Genomic DNA, 18,533 nt, shown 5'->3' on the forward strand with positions numbered 1-18,533 from the left:
TCCATTTACATACACGCAAACGGAAACTTCTTCGACCATTATACCTGAATGCACGACAATTTTTAAGTTTTTGGAGCAATTTCATTTGAAAACAGGAAATTAATTTTACCGTCCTTCCATTCAATCGCTGCATCAAATGATTTTTCTCCCTTTTTAAATCCTTTAATGATATTGGTTTTCCCAACACTCAATAATTTCTTCATATTGGTTTGGGAGACCTTTTTCCCAAGAATTTTTTTCGAGAACGTGAATTTACACTGGTTTTGGCGATAATTCGCACATCCATAAAACTCACCCTTATCGACAATATCCCCTTTACAAAGTGGACAAGCGCCTACTTTTTTCCCGGTTGTAAACTTGGAAGAAGTACGTTCAATTGATTCAACTTTTAATCCTGTAAAATCCCAGGTTTCAAAACCTTTCACAGCATCTTCAATAATTTTTCCGGTTAGTTTCTTTGTCTGTTCCATGAATTGAGCGGCTGATGCTTTCCCTTGCCCGATTTCCGCCAAACGTTGCTCCCATTTAGCTGTCATTTCAGGTGAGGCCAATATTTCATCACCTATCGCCCTAATCAAAACTTTCGCTTTATCGGTAGCATACACTTGATTCTTGTTTACATTAATATATTTTCTGTCCTTCAGCATAGTAATGATTCCCGCTCTTGTTGCTTCTGTACCTAAACCTTCAGATTTCATTAATACTTTTTCGAGCTCTTCATTATCAAGATGTTTTCCGGCCGTTTTCATTAATGTAATTAATTGTCCCTCAGTATACCGTTTTGGCGGCTGTGTTTTTCCTTCTTTTACTTTAACGTTCTTTACTTTTCCCTCATCATCTTTTTGAACGTTCGGAAGAATAGTATCTTCATCCTTTTCCTGTTGAAAAATAATTTGACGCCAGCCTTCACGTATTTGCTGCTTCCCTTTTGAAACAAACTCTGCTCTTCCATCTACCAACGTGATTAAAGTTGTATAGTCAAATATAGCTGACTCATAGTGAGCTGCAATTAATCGGCGTACAATTAAATCATAAATATTTCTCTCTTCTCCCGAAAGCTTCGCTGGGTTTTTAACCTGTTCAGTAGGAATAATTGCATAGTGATCAGATACTTTCTTTTCATTAACGAAGCGGGAGTTATTTATTATGGATGGATTGGGAACTGGTATAAAAGGTTTATATTCCTCAAACTGGGCCAGTTTTGCCAAGATTTCCGGAAATGTTTCTGCTTCCCCTTTGGTCACATAGTTTGAATCACTCCGCGGATAAGAGACAATTCCCTTTTGATATAGTTTTTGCGTGATATCCAGTGTTTGTTTAGGAGAATACTTGTACATTTTATTGGCTGTTGCCTGCAAAGCCGATAAATTAAATAATAACGGTGGCTGGAATTCTTTACGTTCTGTCTTCATTTCTACGATCTTCGCGTCTTTATTCTTGCAAAAAGACGCGATATTTTGCGCCAGCTCCTGTTTATCCAGCCGGGACTCCTGATCCTTTTCCCATTTGCCTTCATAGATACTCCCATTTATATCAAATGTAGCGATAACTTCCCAAAAGGGCTTGGATTCGAATTTTTCTATCTCCAATTCACGTTTTACGATCAAAGCTAATGTAGGAGTTTGCACCCTTCCTGCAGAGAATACATCATTCATTCCTTTTTGTTTGAGCAGCAAGGAATAGGCTCTTGATGCATTCATGCCAACAAGCCAATCCGCACATGATCGAGTATAGGCTTCATGATAAAGAGGTACTGTCTCCTGGCTGTCACGAAGGCTGTTAAATCCCTCTATAATTGATTTTTTTGTTAGAGACGAGATCCAAAGTCGCTTCATCGGTTTACGGATGCCACTGACTGCAATGATATTACGGACAATTAATTCTCCTTCCCTCCCGGCATCGCCGGCATGGATAATTGAATCTACATCCGCTCGCTTCAACAATTGCTTGATAATATTAAACTGCTTTGTTTTTGATTTTGTCACTTCATATGTAAATCTATCAGGAATGATAGGTAATGTCGCAATGGCCCATTTTTTCCATTCAGGTTTATATTTTTCCGGCGAGGATAGCTCGGTTAAATGTCCAATCGCCCACGTACATAATGCCCCTTGCGGAAAAACATCATTAGGAGCAATCTCTAAATATCCATCACGTTTTTTGAAAGAGAATGGTGAGGCCAGCGTAACTCCTTGATCCGGTTTCTCCGCGATAATCAATGGAAATCCCATGTTCAGGTCAAACTCCTTCTATGTATATTTAAACCCTATTAAAGCTTAACTGTTTAAAAAGTCCACTTCTAATAGTACCATGTTTACCGTTTTTGTTGTTACATCTATCTTACTACAAAGATTCTGAAATGATTAATCTGGAAAAGGATGGATAACGATAATTGATTAGAGTATATTTAATGGTATAACCCTTCGTAATGCCCTTTACTGCTAACCATAAGATCAAAAAAAGGCTATCTGATAGATGAAATTTTGAAGTGAGAACTAATCGATTCGATTAAATAAAAGGAAGTATATGTATGGAGAATATTCATCTTGCTCAACATTAGAAGGCATACGAAGCTCATGGGATTTAAAATCAAGTTCCAACTGGCGTGCGCGTACTCCTGAAAGGACAATGAGGTGTTTTATATTTTAAAAAATTAAAGAAGGAGGATTTACATGAATAAACGAGTGAATAATTTTTTTGCGTTCGCTTTATCTACTGTGCTTCTATTCATGTTAGTTGGTTGTACTGAAAAAAAGGAAACGAAAAAACAAGATGAAAATATTCAGACCATCGAAGCTGTATTACAGAATAGTCTTACAGGCCCAAGTGATGAATTGAAACAAATATTAAATAGAGAAACTGTACAAAAGCTTAGAGCCCTAAACCAACATGAAGAAAAGCTATTTAAAAATTATTTTGCAAATGAAACTTCCTATACAGAATTTGTTAATAGCTACGGTTCAACTTTAATGATTCAACCGTATCGCGATCATTACCATTTTAAGATTAAGGACATTGAATACGAAAAGGTAGACGCAGAAGATAGCGTTTATAACTTTACAATAGAATTACAGCTCCAAAAAGATAGTAGTGAAAAATCAATAGTTGAAATCGTAACTGGGCAAGCAAATCTAAATGATGAACATAAAATTGAAGATATGGTAATCCACATTCAAGATTTATATAAATCTTTGATTCATTAGAGGTAAAATTGCATTTTTAGCCCATCAAGCGAACCTGTTACTTAATTGATGAGTTTTTAATTGTGTACATGAACAGCATCTGAGTCATCGACTGATTTTCAATCAATAGCGAATCAAAAAAGAGGTTGTCCGATTAGTCTCTTAAATGACGACTCACGGGACAACCTCTTTCTTCTATTGAGATTACCAGGAATAATTATTCTATTTAATGAACTCCAGCTTAAGTAGCTGGCAGCTCATCTCCATTATACTCATCCTTAATTTCCCCAACGATTTCTTCCAATATATCTTCCATGGTGACGAGACCGACTATGTTACCTTTTTCATCAACTACAATAGCCATATGGACCCGACTCTGTTGCATTTTTAATAATACGGCTTTAATGTGAGTGGTTGATTTTAGACGCGGCATATCATGAATAAAATCTTGAATTTTTTTGTCTCTCCCAGCTGCCACACTTGTCAGCATTTCCTTTGTATTAATAAACCCAACGAGAATGTCTTTATCTCCATTTTCCGTAACAGGATAACGGGTATAATCATGATGATCAAGTGTTTCAAGAATTTCTTCCAGAGACATTTTTTTATCTAAAGTGACAATTTGATCTCTTGGAATCATAATATCTTTTAGCATCCGTGCATCAAAAGCAAAAATGTTTTCAAGATAAGCCAGCTCTGTTTGATTAATTTCTCCATTTTCGTAACTTTGGGTTACAATTAATTTCAACTCTTCTTCTGAATGGACTGTTTCATGACCAGACGGCTGTACACCAAAGATTCGAAGGATTAATTGAGCTGAGCCATTTAATGCATTGATAAAAGGTTTTGTCACTCTTCCGAACCAATATAGCGGTGGAGATAAAAGCAAAGCCAATTTTTCTGCATATTGAATCGCCAATGTTTTTGGTGCAAGCTCTCCTATAACGACATGTAAAAACGTGATGATGAGAAGTGCGATTCCATAGGAAAGGATGGTAGAAACTGATTCTGATATCCCCCATTCCTCAAATATTGGATGAAGCATTTTTTCAACAGTTGGTTCACCCAAGGCACCCAACACTAATCCTGTAACTGTAATACCCAGTTGACATGCTGACAGATAATAGTCCAAATTCTCCGCTACTCTCTTAGCAAGAGTTGCCTTTTTGTTTCCTTCTGATACCAATTGCTCAATTCTTGACATTCTTACCTTTAAAATGGCAAATTCAGCACCAACAAAGAATGCTGTCAGTCCAATAAATATAGCTACTAAAAATAAATTTAAAGCGATTGATCCGTCCAATTATTTCCCCCTAAAGAGGGATTCACCTCCAAGAATAGTAACAAGATTAGTTCTCAGTAAACCCCTTTAGATTATTTTTTACCTTTTTGAGTAAACAGTACTTGTTTAATTTGATGATTATCCATCTCTTTTACAGACCATATATGATCCCCATGAACGACCTCATCACCGTCTTGTACTGTATCGACATTACGGTATTGAATCCATCCTCCAATGGTATCGACATCTTCACTGTCCTCAAAATCGAGGCCAAACTGATCTTCCAGCTCACTCAATAGAACACGGCCATTTATGAGATACTGATTTTCTCCGACCTTGCGAATATCGGCTACTTCATCCTCATCAAACTCATCACGGATTTCTCCTACAATTTCTTCTAATACATCTTCCATAGTAAGAATTCCTGATGTACCACCATATTCATCAATGACTAAAGCCATATGTACCCGTTCCTGTTGCATTTTTAACAGTGCATCCTGTATATGTGTTGCTTCAAGAACATAAGGTAAGTCTCTTACAAATTCTTCAAGTTTACGTTCTCTTTTAGCAGCGATATGAGTCAGCATTTTTTTCACATTTACTACACCGACAATCCTGTCTTTATCCCCATCTTCAACAACCGGATAGCGTGTGTAGTTATGCTCATCAATAATACTCACGATTTCATCATAATTCATATTCAAATCGAGCGTAACCAACTCAGTTCTTGGAACCATAATATCTTTAGCTACACGTTCATCAAACGAAAACACGTTTTCCATGTACTCTAATTCCGTTTGATCAATTTCACCACCCTGAAAGCTTTGGGCCATAATAATCTTTAATTCATCTTCAGAATATACCTCATCATGGCCTGCAGGTTTGACTCCAAATGCACGAAGGATGACCCTGGATGAACCATTTAATGCTTTTATGAAAGGATACAACACTCTGCCAAACCAATATAAAGGCGGAGCTAGCATTAAAGTTAGTTTTTCAGCAAACTGGATTGCCAGCGTTTTGGGTGCCATTTCACCCACCACTACATGCAAGAAAGTAACCAGTATAAAAGCAATCGCATAGGATGAAGCCGATGCAACTGTATCAGGCACATCCAAAAGGTCAAACAAAGGATTCAAAAGACCTTCCACTGCTGGTTTACCCAATGCACCAAGTCCTAATGTGGTTACGGTAATACCCAGCTGACAGGCAGAAAGATAGTAATCAAGGTCACTTGCTACTTTCTTCGCAAGCACTGCTTTTTTGTTTCCTTCTGAGATTAATTGATCAATTCGAGACATCCGAACTTTTACTACCGCAAACTCAGATGCTACAAAGAACCCTGAGAGTCCTATCAGTATTACAAGTAAAACAAGATTGATTATCGTGATTATGTCCAATTATTTCCCTCTAAAAGAGGGATTCACCTCCAAAATATTTGTAAAAATTTTTACTAGTTTCATAGTGCTTACCTTTTCATTATTCATTTCTAAATACTCTTCTGCATGTATAATGCCAAGCCGAGAATGTGAAAAACTCTCAAATTGGGTATAAAAATAAATTTAATGTAGAAATTAATCGAATCCTTATTTATTATGATAGGATTCAATTAAAGAAGAGTGAATGCGGAAGATCCTTCTCTAATGAAAAACATCTTTAACTGGAGTCTGTTTCATTGGTTTATTATTCAAGCCATTCACTTTCTATATAGAAAGCCTCCTTGGATAATATATTTAGAGAATACTATAACATAAAACTATTGTGGTAATAAACTGATACCTCTTATGAATATAATAAATTCTTTATAAAATTCATAATTTAATCACATACCTACTATATACAAGTGTATAATTCATGTTAAACTTGCATGAATTGTTATAAATTAATTTGTTATTTTTCATGAAATGGAATGATCATAGAAAGTTATTACTTATCTAATTATCTTCTATTTTTGCAAAAGTATAAAAAGGTTCGACACTCACAATCATATTCTATATTCTTTCTGGCTTAATATTGTGGTATTATATAGCGAATGAAGTATATTCTGTAATAACATCCACTGATTCCGTGTATTTTTTCAACTTTCCATTGTGTTCGATCCGCCCCACTCTTAAAAAGGTAGTTTTCAATATAAAGGCTTTAAATATTTATGCAACGAATAATAGTAGAGTACAGACAGTCATGCATTTACTAAATATATGTGAGGTTGAATATGGATAAAACCGAAAAAGAATTACTTCTTAAACAAATAAGTGATTTAACTAATAAAGTAAACGAGATGGAAAGCATGACCCATAAAATTTCCGTCCCGATGATTCCGTCCATAATACCTGATACGTTACTCGTTCCTTTAACCTTTGACATATCAGCAGCTCACTTCGATTTGGTCATTCAAAATATCTTAAATTATGTAAATAATACAGAGATTGATTCTATCGTGCTGGATTTTAGCGGATTCATTCTTACAAACTGTGATAATTTAGAAATACTGGGAGAGAATATTGGTAGCTTAATATCTTCCTTAGAACTAATGGGGATTAGAGTTCTCGTTGTTGGCTTAACACCTGTATTCGTAAAGACCCTACTCTCATGCCAATTGCCTTTTCCGAATTCACTTAATACTTTCTCGACCTTTAAATCAGCTCTTGAATATTTAATGAAGAAAAAAGGCTTAGTTTTAGTGAAGAAATCATTACTATAGAGAGTGAAATTTCACTGGGATACTCAAAAAAGAATACTATAATCTGTCTTCTATTTCACCCTTTTGTAGAGAACATGCTATTAACAGTTGACCTTTCTGAATAATATTATTATAATTATAAAGTATCTTACATAAGTCCCAGTAGCTCAGCAGGATAGAGCAACAGTTTCCTAAACTGTAGGTCGGAGGTTCGAATCCTCTCTGGGACGTACTAAAAGCCTTGATTAATCAAGGCTTTTTCTTTGTGTAAAATTGCTGGCTAACGTTTGCCGCAAACCCTGATACACTTACGTAGACTGCACAAAAATCGCAGAGCTCTCCCTCACTTTATCACCTTAGTTCGGCTATTCTATCGTTTTTACTAGAATAACGCTTAACTATCCTAACGATATAAAACAATAGCGACAATGCTTACACCCATTGTCGCTAAAAGAATAAAATTTAGAATCGCTATAAAGACCTCTACAAAACTTGATGTCTCCAGCTCCGGCTCTATTGTTTCTATTTCAGCGATACTCCTTGTCGATCTGTCCTTCATTCATAAATCCAAATACAGCTCCTAATAAATTTGCGTCTTGCCGGAATTTGCAGGACGCAATGGTAGGTTTAATTTTTGCTAAATTAACGGTTGATAGAATTCTATCTAGTTTTTTATTAATATTGCTTATTAGATCTTCACGTGCGCTGATGCCGCCACCGATTAAGATCAGTTCCGGGTCATAGATATATTGCAAATTATAAATTCCAATGGCCAATAAATGATAAAATTCATCAATGGCCATCCTGCATATGTCATCGCCTGCTTCGGCCATTGAAAAGATTTCTTCTCCTGATAGGTCGTCTGGATCCATTTGCTTTGCTTTCGCCACTTTCCGCACAAGCGCTTTCGTAGAGGCGATTCTACTCCAAATATCATTGCTATCCGTAACGTTTGTGTTTAAAAGCATGTAACCAAATTCACCGCCATGTAGGTTTGCACCTCTATGCAAAAATCCATTTTTAAAAATTGATCCACCAATTCCAGTTCCAATCACTATGACCATGACATCGTTTTTTCCTTTGGCAGCTCCATTCCATATTTCTGCGTAGCCTGCACAATTTGCATCATTTTCAATATAAACGGGAAGTTTCGTTCGTTCTGATACCTGCTCCTTTATATTGGGTCCATGTATATAGGGAATGGCACTTGAGCCGTATATGACCCCTTTTTCAGAAACAGCACCTGGACCACTAATAGCAACGCCTTTAGCATCTGGACAAGATTGACGATATGTATCAATAAGATTTAATAACCCATCAAGTGTCTTTGGAGTTTTTATTTTTTTAGATTCGAGGATGTTTGCGTTCTCATTTATAATGGCACATTTGACAAATGTTCCACCAATATCATAGGCGATGTATTTTTGCATATTAATCCTCCCATTTGTTTTATAACTATGACCAAACCTTTTGTAACTAGTTGATTACATGGGCTTGGAGGTTGAAGTATCTGGAAAGTCAAACCAACTTATTTATACAATTCATCGTTCACTGCTTCAAATTCTTTAGTTTCAATTAATTGCTTGTACCAGTAAGCAGATTTCTTAAGCGCTCGATTTCGATTATCCTCTAAATTGATTTCAACCAAGCCATAACGGTTTTTAAATGCATTCATTGGTGAAACGTTGTCAGTGAATGCCCATAACATATAGCCTTTACAATTGGCTCCTTCATCGATTGCTTTTAAGAGCCATTTCAAGTGCTCACTTATAAACTCAATACGGTAATCATCTTGAATGATTTGTTCTTCATTCTTAAACCGGCCTTCGTTCTCTACACCCATTCCATTTTCAGCAATAAACCATTCAATGTTTCCGTACTCTTCTTTCAATCGGATGGCCATATCAAACATAATTTGCGGGTAGATTTCCCATCCTCTATATGGGTTCATTTTCTTACCTACTAGCTCGTGTTTTTCATAATAATATTCAGGATGGAATGGTGTTTCTTCATTCCATACAGTTGTACGTGCTTTGACGCGGTGCGGAAAATATAGATTAATGCCCACATATTCAATTGTATTTTCTTTAATAAGTTGAAGTTCTTCAGTTGTATATTTAAAAGTAATATCGTGTTTTTCCATTAACTCAAATAATTCCTGTGGATACTCACCCTTAATCGCTGGATCTAAGAATACTCGATTGAAGAAAAGGTCATACATTTTAGCTGCTTTTTGGTCATGTTCAGAAGATGAACGGGCATAGGTAACTTCTGGGTTTAGAATTGTCCCAATTTTAGCGCCTGTCTTATCTTTTAATCCCATTTCCTTAAATAATTTCACCACTTTAGCAGTAGCGAGCCCTTTGTTGAAGTTCCATTGCATCCATTTTTTGGTGTTCTGTTCATATGGCCACCGAATGGCATCTAAGTAAATGCGTGTCTGCACAACAACCGGCTCATTAAATACAAACCAGTGTTTCACACGATTCCCATACCGTTCAAATACTTTTTCCGCATATTTTACAAACAATTCCACCACATTTTTTGATCCCCAACCACCGTATTTTTCAAATAAATAAGCAGGCAATTCATAGTGTTCTAGACAGATCATTGGCTCAACTTTATTTTTTATTAATTCATCTATAACGTTTCCGACATAGCTGGCGTATTCTTCATCAACAATTGCATTCTCATAGTCCACTAAAAAACGTGACCAATTGATAGATGTTCTAAAATGGGTTAGACCAATTTCCTTCATATAACTGATATCGGTTTTATAGCGGTTGTAAAAATCTGTTGCAACAGCAGGTCCATACCCGTTATGCCAAACATTTTTATTCTTTTTATACCATAAGTCTAAGTATGAATCTTGAGACTCTTTTTTATCTGTCCAACCTTCCGTTTGCCATGCTGAAGATGATGCTCCCAGAATAAAATCCTCTGGTATATTCATTGTTATTTTATCCATTTTTCATCTCTCCCCCGTTTTTCTAGTCTTATATGTTTGTAAGTTTCTATATTTCCGATAATCCGTTGCCGTCATTCCTGTAAGTTTTTTAAAGACTCCAACAAAATACTTATATTCATGAAATCCTACTTGTTCCGATATTTCATTTACTTTAAAGGGTGTCTCCGCAAGCAATATCTTTGCTTCATTAATTCTTAATTGGTTAACGTATTCATTAAAATTAACGCTTGTTTTCTGCTTGAATAGGGAACTAAAGTAATTTGGCGTTATATTAATGACCTCCGCTACTTCATGAACTTTAATGTTCGTTCTGTAATATTCATGTATATATTCCTTCGCATGATCGATTAACAAATCTTGTTTGTCTACATTTTTTAACTCAGATTGTTCTCTACAGATGGTGGAAAGGTCCTGATAGAAAAGTTCTTCCAATAATTCATACGAGTTGTAGACACGAACATTTACACTCTTGTTGTAATTGAAATCCCATTCCAACTTTCTCCGATCTAAAGATTCATAGTGATTTAAAATTTTAATTAGCAGCCCCCTGCAAGCATCAACAACTTCTTCTAAGAAAAATTCATTAGACAAAAAGCATTCGAATAATTCAGATATTACAAAATGCAGGTCCGCATCCTTCATTTGGATGACTGTATCTATTAATGACTTTTCAAGACTAACTGGATAGGATTGGTTTGTGGTCCGACTTAATTGATCTGAAATGACAAGGCTGGAGCTTTGTTTAAAAGATAAAAACCTTCCTTTATCTAATAGATTCGTAAGTACGGTCTTGAGTTTACCAATAGGAATCCACTCGTCGTTCCAAACAAAATGAAGTGTAGATCGATCATTCCATTTCAGATTTTGCAGCCTATTTGGCGGCACTTTCCGTCCATCTTCACTACTAACACAAGTGACTAAAATATTTTCTTCAGTAAAAAATGAATAGGAGGTAAGACCATATTCTTGTAGTCCCCATTCAATCCTTTTCTCCCATAGCCTTAAAAACTCTTCATATTCCGCAGACGATAGATTGTTTATTTTTCGCCTATAATTTTGATGCATACTAATAAACGTATAAATCAGGGTGCCATTGTATGGATCTGATTTAGCATGGTAAGACTTTTGTAAATCAAAAATTTGTTGGAGAATCGCATTTCGCAATCCTGTTTCTTTCTGGTCTTTTTTTTGCTGTTGATCTCGCTTAATTTTAATTGTTATGTTTTTAACATTTTCCAAAAGCTCATCAATATTGACAGGTTTAAGTAAATAATTCTCCACTCCTAATTTGATGGCTTGCTGGGCATATTCAAACTCATTAAATCCACTAAGAATAATTGTCCGAATATGAGGATAGTTAGCATACAAAAAACTGGCCAGCTGCAATCCATCGGACTTTGGCATCCTTACATCTGTAATCACAATATCAATGTTCCCATATTGTTTGACCTTCTGTATGGCATCCTCTCCATCGTATGCTGTATCTACCACCTCTACATCAATCGATGCCCATGGGATTGTAAATCGTAACCCACGCGAAATAATAGGCTCATCATCTACTATTAACATTTTAAAAGTCACGATTGTCCACCTAAATTCTCCATGTTTTTTGGGTCCCATAGCAGCGGAAGGATAAGCCTCACCAATGCCCCAGATTCAGGTTCTAACACCTGTAATCCAAACGGTTCTCCTAACACAATTGCTAAACGTTCTTTTAGGTTTTTCATTGCATAACCAGAGTCTTGCTTACCTTTTTCAAAGCCCCAACCGTTATCCTTAACATCAATCCATAACTGACCTTCCACTTGATAACAGCGAATAGTAATGATTCCTTGTCTTGGGAATTCTTTGAAACCGTGCTGGATGCTATTTTCAACCAGTGGCTGTATAAATTGTTTCATGATATAAGAGCGTTTGATCTGTTCGTCGATAAAAATGGAGAAAGCCAGCCGTTCTCCTAAACGGCTTTTCTGTAATTCTAAATAAGATTCAATATAGACCAATTCCTCTTCTATTGTAACCCATGTTTTACCATTATTTAGATTCATACGAAATACTTTTGCAAGTTGTTCAATTTGTTGACCTGTTTCCATTGCATTCTCAAGGCGTGCGGTCCATCGAATCATGTCTAACGTATTGTAAAGAAAGTGTGGATCAATTTGATTTTGAAGCGCCTTTAATTCAGATTCCTTTTGTCTAATAGTCAGCTTGTATTCTGTATCAATATGTCTTTGGATCGTTTTGACCATTTTATTAAATTGCCTACCCAATTGACCGATTTCATCATTTGTAGAAACATCCACATTCGCAGAGAAATTTCCTGTCTCAAGCTGTTTTGTTTGGTCAGTTAATTCAATCACTCTTTTTATATTAGAGCGATAGAATCCATAAAAAGCGATGATTCCACATAATAGAAGAAGAAAAATCATATTACGGATCGAATTTCGAACGGTAATTAATTCTTTGACCAAATCCTCCTCATTTACCATCACAATAGATGTCCAATTGGTCCCACTCACCTTTTTTTTAACAGCTTTGTAGTCATGGTTCTTAATTTTGAAGTCGTAAGCTAAGTTATCACCATGATTTGCCCAATCAACAAAAGCAGGATCATTGTATTTTTTTCCTAGTAACTCTTGATTGGAATGAAGAATAATTTCACCTGACTTTGACATGACCAGGTAAGTTCCTTGTTTGACTTCTAAATTTCTCTTGATTTTTTCCTGATCGAGACGGATTCTTACGCTGCCAATCGGGTGATTAATTTTATTTAAGTCGTTAATAACTCTTGAGAGGCTGATTACATATTTTTTTCCGTCCCATCCACTTGTAACCCCATAGGTATCACTCCAAACCGGAGAACCATTTCCTTCTATAGCAGCCTGATCCAATTTATCCTCGTCTCCAAAAACGGGTTCACCAAATGCCAGCTCTTCACCATTGCTTCCTCTTAACAAGATGGATGATATATACTCATTTGACATCAACTGAAAAGTAAAATAGCCTTTTATTCCGTCCATACTACTTTTATCCGCACGGGAGATTTCATCTGTAGTTTTAAAAAATGTTTGGAAGTCCTCACTATAAATCATATAGGAAGACATACTTTCCACATCTCGAATGATGGACAAAAGGCTTTGTTCATCTTTATCTAGCATTTCTATGATATCTTCTTCCAGCTGACCTTTAAGCACTTCCGTTGTTTGGTAATAAATGATTACTCCGAAGCAAACAGTTGGAAATGTAATAAAAACAAGAAATATGATAATAAACTTCCTTTTTAAACCCCAATTTCGAATCATTTTCATCTACCCTTTTACCGCACCAGCTGTCATACCTTTAACAATATTCTTTTCAAAGATCATGTAGAAAATGACTATTGGTATCAAAGACATCGTTAATCCAGCCATTTGTGCACCATAGTTGGTTGTAAATTGACCTGCAAAATTTGCTAAACCAAGCGGCAATGTTTGAAGCTCTGGGTCATTAATTAACACTAACGCAAATGAAAATTCATTCCAGTTGTAAATGAAATTAAGAATCACAGTTGTAGCAATTGCCGGACGTGACATTGGCAGGATGATGGACCAAAATATCCTAAAAATCCCGCATCCATCCATGATCGCAGATTCTTCAATATCCTTGGGAAAGCCTTTCATAAAGCTAGTTAGAATAAAAATCGTAATGGGTAAATGAAAAGCGATATAGGGAAAGAGTAAGGTGATCGGTGTATTCAATAATCCTAAATTTTTCATTAATATAAACATGGGTACTAGTGTGGCGTGGATTGGAATTAATAATCCAAAAATGAAAAATCCATATAACCACTTACTCATTTTGAAATCAAATCGAGATAAGAAATAAGCTGCTAAGGCCCCGATAAAAACGGTTATTACAGTTGCCGTTACTGTTATAAAAATACTATTTTTAAATAGGACGCCCAGATTGGCAATGTCCCAAGCGGCAGTATAGTTATCCAGTAAAAAATTCTCAGGAAACCCAAATTGGTTTGTTGCAAACTCCTTTTCGGATTTAAAGGAGTTGATTGCCATCCAAATAATTGGATATATATTAATGATTGCAAATATAATTAATGCGAGATAGATGCTTAATCTTTTGAAGCTTCTTTTCTTAGGTATTTTGTTTGTCTTCACCACTGTCCCCACCTCCTAAATCATTTTCTTTCCAAGTACTTTGTTTACAATCGCGATTAAGATAAGACTAAAGAAGAATATAAATACTGACACAGCACTACCATATCCATACTGTAATTTAGTAAATGTTTCATTAAACATATAGAGCGCCATGACATCTGTTGAATGGGCCGGACCACCATGTGTCATGACATAGATTAAATCAAAGGTTTTCAAACTACCTGCAATACAAAGGGTGATGGCAACTAGAATGGTTTCCCAAATCATCGGAATCGTAATCTTCCAGGTTGTTGCCCACTCCGAGGCACCATCCATTTTAGCGGCTTCTAAGACTTCAGTAGGTACATTTTGTAATGCTGCAAGAAAAATAATTAAGTATAGACCAACAAACTGCCAAACGACAACGACTAAGACAGAAATCATTGTCCACTTTGTATCTCCTAACCAATTTTGCGCGAGTGACTCTAGCCCAATGGACCGCAAGAATTCATTGATTAATCCATCACGGGAATTGTAAATCAAACTCCACGTTAAGGAGATCACGACAGTTGATAAAACAACTGGTAAAAACCCAATTGTTCTAAATAATTTAGCTCCCTTAAGTTTACGGTTCAATAAAAGGGCAAAAAACAAAGCTAGTGGTACCTGACCTAATACAGATACTAATACTACGTATATATTATTTTTGACAGAGTTCCAAAATAGGGAATCCGCAAATAACTTTTTAAAATTATCTAATCCTACAAAGGTCATTTCATTGAATCCGTTCCAATCCATGACAGAATAATAGAAGGATTGGAGAATCGGATAAATAGCAAAGACAACATACAGAATGAAAGCAGGTAGTATACCAAGTATAAACGCCCCTTTATTCTTCTTAGTCAATTTCATTTTCTTCCCCCCTAAACATTCACAGGTTACTTAGATGCAAGTAACCTGTGAGAGAATTTATAAACGATTATTTACTTTTGTTTTCTTTCTGCATCTCACCCGCTAATTGTTCAGGTGTTTTGTCACCTAAAGTAATAGATTGCAAGCCATTGTTAATGATATCTGTCAGTTCTGGAGTTAATGTGGCATCATATACAGGTACTAATCCACCTTTAGCAAAGCTATTAGCATCTTGGAATATTTGTGGAATGCTGTCATCCATTTCAACATTAGCTGGAACGATAATATTCGCTTTTATTAAGCCTTGGTATAGTTCATCACCATAGTAGTATTTTAAGAATGTGAAAGCAGCCTCTTGCTCTTCTTCACTTAACTTACTATTAACAGCAATCCCACCACCAGCAGCACCAGCAATCTTTTCAGGATCTCCTTTACCACCTTCAAATGTAGGGAATGGAGCTACACCAATGTTATCAATATTATCTACACTGTCCAAGATTGGACCAATTGCCCATGAACCAGCAAAGTGAAGCGCTGCAGTTCCTTTAATGAATTCATTTCGTGCTTGAGCTTCATCAAGAGTATTCATATCCTCATTAAAGGCGTTTAATTTTGTTAATTCGTCGATAACAGATAATGCACTGACAAATTGCGGATCTTCAAAACTGCCATCTCCGTTTAATGTATTCTTTAAGAAATCACTACCAGTAAAGCGGTCAGCCATTGTAGAGATGTACACGGATTGTAATGGCCAGATTGACTTGTTTCCTAAAGCTATTGGAGTCGTTCCTTTATCTTTAAGTGCTTTTACAAGTTCTTTAAATTCTGCATATGTTTTGGGAAACTCATCATAACCTACAGCTTGAAGTATGTCTTTATTATAGTAAATTAAACCTGTAACACTTATGTTTGAAGGGATTGCATAATAATTATCTTCGAATGCATAGTCTTGTAGAATTGAATCAGGAATGACTCCATCCCAGTTCTCGATGATTGGGTTTAATGGAAGTATAGCTCCGCCTTCAGCAAGAGGCTCTGTTCTCGTTCCAGGCCATACACGCATCATGTCAGGTAATTGATTTCCAGCTGCTTGCGTTCTTAATTTAGTTTCATATTGGTCATGTGGTATGGCCTCTACTTTAACCTGAATATCATCGTGTTCTTTATTGAATTTAGAAATAATTTCTTTGTAAAGCGTGTTTTCCGGCCGATCCTCGGTCCAGTCAGTCCAAAGTGTAAGCTCAATTGCCCCATCCTTCGTGGATTGACCTGCTTTCTCATCATCATCGCTACACGCAGCCAAACCTAGTACCGTCAGTACCCCCATTAGAAATAAACCTAGTTTCTTCATCATCGTTTCCCCTTCCTTCAAATATAAAGCGCTTACAAATATTATTATAACGCTTATAACTTTAATGAAGTATCCCAAAAAACTATAAAAACATCTAAAAATCTCAGGAAAGGGGTTTGGTATTTTGTGGTGGAGTATATGGACAGTTTTCTCGTCAATAGGGTTAGATGTGATGTTAATTGAAAGAAATGAAACCCTTGGAACTAAATTTGTTAATCCTATAGGGAATTTATCATGAGGTGGCATTAGAAAGAGTCATATTCTCCTCCACCGCTCCCCAAAAGATTAGATTCTACCCTCTAACTTTTGGGGTGCAGTACATACCTATGACTCTTTTTAAATAAGAAACATTGCCACAATTGTCGTAACTATTAACCCAACAACCACCGGTATTAAATTTCGTCGCGCCAACTCAAAAGGACTGACATTACAAATAGCAGCAACAGGTATAAGCGCCCATGGTACTAACGTTCCTCCCCCAACCCAAATAGCAGCAATTTGTCCCAGTGCTGTTAGGGTAGCAGCCCCTGTATGGAGAGAATGCTCAAACAACTGAGCCACCGATCCGACCAATGAGATCCCTGAAAATCCTGAACCATCAAGTCCGGTAATGGCTCCAACAGCTGTCACAGTCACAGCTGCTATCTCCTTTGTAATCGGAATCGCACCGGCTAGAGCAGTTCCAATATCATTAATGATTCCCTCAGACCCATTCGGAAGCCGGTCACCAAATACAGCCTTGAATCCGGCATCGCCTAAATAAAAAAAGGCAGCAATCGGAATGACAGGTCCAAATACCTTAAATCCAAACTGGAATCCCTTTATCAAATACGCAGTGGTTTCCTCCAACCCTTTTGATTTATGAGCAAAGAGAGTAAGCAGGATTAATATCATAATGGCTGTTCCACCAATGAGCGATGTAGCCTCCCCACCCTGAAGATTAAAGATAGACATCGCCACCACATCTAGAATAAACAAAAGCGGGATAAGCACAGCAAACGATTTTTGTTGTGTCGATGATAGTAATTTTTCCTTTTTACTTTCATCATGCTGCACATCAAGACCCTCAGCAATAAGCATACCTTTCTTCATATCTCTTCTTAACAAGAAAAAGGCAGTTACAGTAGTAACAATCCCCATTGTGATAACTAGAGGAATACTTGCCTCCATTACCTCGCTGACCGGAATACCCGCTGCATCTGCCGTTAATTTTGGTGCAGCCTGGATCACATAATCTCCAGATAAAGCTATTCCATGACCAAATAAATTCATCGCCATTGCCACACCTAAGCCTGGTAACCCAACCCGTAAAGCAGCCGGCAGAAGAACAGCCCCAAGTAGTGCCACCCCTGGTGAAGGCCAAAAAAACCATGAGCAGATCATCATCACAATCCCAATTGTCCAAAACGATAAAGAAGGTGTCTTCATTAATTTTGTAAAAGGGTAAATCATCACATCATTAATACCTGTATCAGTCAGAACCCTGCCAAGAGACACAATAATGCAGATAATTAAGATGGTCGGCAAGAGCTCTCCAAACGCATAAATAAAACTATTAAACACGCCACTCACTGAAGTAGTTATACTCTCTGTGGATAGAATCGCAATCACAAATATCCCGATTATACAAAAAAGAGACGTATCCCTGCGCATTGCCATCAAAATGATAATTCCACCAATAAACAACAAGTAGATCCAATGGATCTGGGCCAATTCTATCTCCATCCAAATGCCCCCTCTGTCAAAATAGGCATTTAACCAAATGCTTACTACTACCATATGAAAAAAGCCCATTTTGGTTCATTTCCTTGTTAGGAGTCTACCGTTAAAACAAACTAAATCCCTTCTATACAGCTTGCTGATAGAGAACGATGGAAATCAAATTGCTCTAATCTACAACAAAAAAAGACTGTCCTTAGCAGTCTTCATTCGTTCAAAGCGGGCAGGTAAGAGCTTCACCTGGTTCACGGTTACACCACTCATCATATGTGCCGCTCTATGGTGCCCGTTTATTTGTGCTCGTTC

Annotated in this window: 13 protein-coding genes and 1 tRNA gene; 3 read left to right on the forward strand and 11 right to left on the reverse strand. The window is 36.6% G+C overall.

Annotated elements, in window-relative coordinates:
- Positions 1–62: 62 nt before the first annotated feature.
- Positions 63–2,231: a DNA topoisomerase III gene (locus AC4G3K_RS00110; protein ID WP_491132038.1), complete on the reverse strand. Its 2,169-nt coding sequence runs from the start codon at positions 2,229–2,231 to the stop codon at positions 63–65.
- A gap of 441 nt (positions 2,232–2,672) precedes the next feature.
- Between AC4G3K_RS00110 and AC4G3K_RS00115 the strand changes: the two genes are divergently transcribed.
- Positions 2,673–3,203, forward strand: a complete 531-nt coding sequence (locus AC4G3K_RS00115) for a hypothetical protein (protein ID WP_491132039.1) — start codon at positions 2,673–2,675, stop codon at positions 3,201–3,203.
- 220 nt (positions 3,204–3,423) lie between these two features.
- Here AC4G3K_RS00115 and AC4G3K_RS00120 read toward each other — a convergent pair whose 3' ends face one another.
- Positions 3,424–4,485 (reverse strand): hemolysin family protein, encoded by a 1,062-nt coding sequence (locus tag AC4G3K_RS00120; protein ID WP_491132040.1) that lies wholly within the window; start codon positions 4,483–4,485, stop codon positions 3,424–3,426.
- 71 nt (positions 4,486–4,556) lie between these two features.
- A complete protein-coding gene (locus AC4G3K_RS00125) occupies positions 4,557–5,864 on the reverse strand; it encodes a hemolysin family protein (RefSeq protein WP_491075221.1) in 1,308 nt (435 codons plus the stop codon).
- A gap of 812 nt (positions 5,865–6,676) precedes the next feature.
- Between AC4G3K_RS00125 and AC4G3K_RS00130 the strand changes: the two genes are divergently transcribed.
- Both AC4G3K_RS00130 and AC4G3K_RS00135 read left to right on the forward strand, forming a co-directional pair.
- The gene (locus AC4G3K_RS00130) at positions 6,677–7,165 is read left to right on the forward strand and encodes an STAS domain-containing protein (RefSeq protein ID WP_491132041.1); all 489 of its coding nucleotides are present in this window, start codon (positions 6,677–6,679) and stop codon (positions 7,163–7,165) included.
- Between the two features lie 135 nt (positions 7,166–7,300).
- Positions 7,301–7,374, forward strand: a tRNA-Arg gene (locus AC4G3K_RS00135).
- A 297-nt stretch (positions 7,375–7,671) separates the two neighbouring features.
- Here the strand turns inward: AC4G3K_RS00135 and AC4G3K_RS00140 are convergent.
- The 8 genes from AC4G3K_RS00140 to AC4G3K_RS00175 all read right to left on the reverse strand — a co-directional run bounded on the left by AC4G3K_RS00140 (position 7,672) and on the right by AC4G3K_RS00175 (position 18,233).
- Positions 7,672–8,574: an ROK family protein gene (locus AC4G3K_RS00140; RefSeq protein WP_491132042.1), complete on the reverse strand. Its 903-nt coding sequence runs from the start codon at positions 8,572–8,574 to the stop codon at positions 7,672–7,674.
- A 98-nt stretch (positions 8,575–8,672) separates the two neighbouring features.
- Complete coding sequence (locus tag AC4G3K_RS00145) at positions 8,673–10,112, reverse strand: glycoside hydrolase family 1 protein (protein WP_491132043.1); 1,440 nt, start codon at positions 10,110–10,112, stop codon at positions 8,673–8,675.
- Positions 10,113–10,115: 3 nt separating this feature from the next.
- Entirely contained in the window at positions 10,116–11,693 is a 1,578-nt protein-coding gene (locus tag AC4G3K_RS00150) for a response regulator transcription factor (protein ID WP_491132044.1), read from the reverse strand.
- A complete protein-coding gene (locus AC4G3K_RS00155; RefSeq protein WP_491132045.1) occupies positions 11,690–13,414 on the reverse strand; it encodes a cache domain-containing sensor histidine kinase in 1,725 nt (574 codons plus the stop codon). Before AC4G3K_RS00155 ends, AC4G3K_RS00150 begins: the two co-directional genes overlap by 4 nt.
- A gap of 6 nt (positions 13,415–13,420) precedes the next feature.
- Complete coding sequence (locus AC4G3K_RS00160) at positions 13,421–14,269, reverse strand: carbohydrate ABC transporter permease (protein WP_491132046.1); 849 nt, start codon at positions 14,267–14,269, stop codon at positions 13,421–13,423.
- 12 nt (positions 14,270–14,281) lie between these two features.
- A complete protein-coding gene (locus AC4G3K_RS00165) occupies positions 14,282–15,157 on the reverse strand; it encodes a carbohydrate ABC transporter permease (protein ID WP_491132047.1) in 876 nt (291 codons plus the stop codon).
- A gap of 67 nt (positions 15,158–15,224) precedes the next feature.
- Positions 15,225–16,511, reverse strand: coding sequence for an extracellular solute-binding protein (locus AC4G3K_RS00170; protein ID WP_491132048.1), 1,287 nt, complete (start codon positions 16,509–16,511; stop codon positions 15,225–15,227).
- A gap of 333 nt (positions 16,512–16,844) precedes the next feature.
- On the reverse strand, positions 16,845–18,233 hold the full coding sequence (locus tag AC4G3K_RS00175; RefSeq protein ID WP_491075258.1) for a transporter permease: 1,389 nt from the start codon (positions 18,231–18,233) through the stop codon (positions 16,845–16,847).
- Positions 18,234–18,533 lie beyond the last annotated feature (300 nt).

This window comes from Bacillus sp. z26, assembly GCF_058313635.1.

Bases quoted from the DNA above. Each gene is read 5' to 3' on its own strand.
- AC4G3K_RS00110 (WP_491132038.1), bottom strand. From the start codon at position 2,231: ATGGGATTTCCATTGATTATCGCGGAGAAACCGGATCAAGGAGTTACG.
- AC4G3K_RS00115 (WP_491132039.1), top strand. From the start codon at position 2,673: ATGAATAAACGAGTGAATAATTTTTTTGCGTTCGCTTTATCTACTGTG.
- AC4G3K_RS00130 (WP_491132041.1), top strand. From the start codon at position 6,677: ATGGATAAAACCGAAAAAGAATTACTTCTTAAACAAATAAGTGATTTA.
- AC4G3K_RS00140 (WP_491132042.1), bottom strand. From the start codon at position 8,574: ATGCAAAAATACATCGCCTATGATATTGGTGGAACATTTGTCAAATGT.
- AC4G3K_RS00145 (WP_491132043.1), bottom strand. From the start codon at position 10,112: ATGGATAAAATAACAATGAATATACCAGAGGATTTTATTCTGGGAGCA.
- AC4G3K_RS00155 (WP_491132045.1), bottom strand. From the start codon at position 13,414: ATGATTCGAAATTGGGGTTTAAAAAGGAAGTTTATTATCATATTTCTT.
- AC4G3K_RS00165 (WP_491132047.1), bottom strand. From the start codon at position 15,157: ATGAAATTGACTAAGAAGAATAAAGGGGCGTTTATACTTGGTATACTA.
- AC4G3K_RS00170 (WP_491132048.1), bottom strand. From the start codon at position 16,511: ATGATGAAGAAACTAGGTTTATTTCTAATGGGGGTACTGACGGTACTA.
- AC4G3K_RS00175 (WP_491075258.1), bottom strand. From the start codon at position 18,233: ATGGAGATAGAATTGGCCCAGATCCATTGGATCTACTTGTTGTTTATT.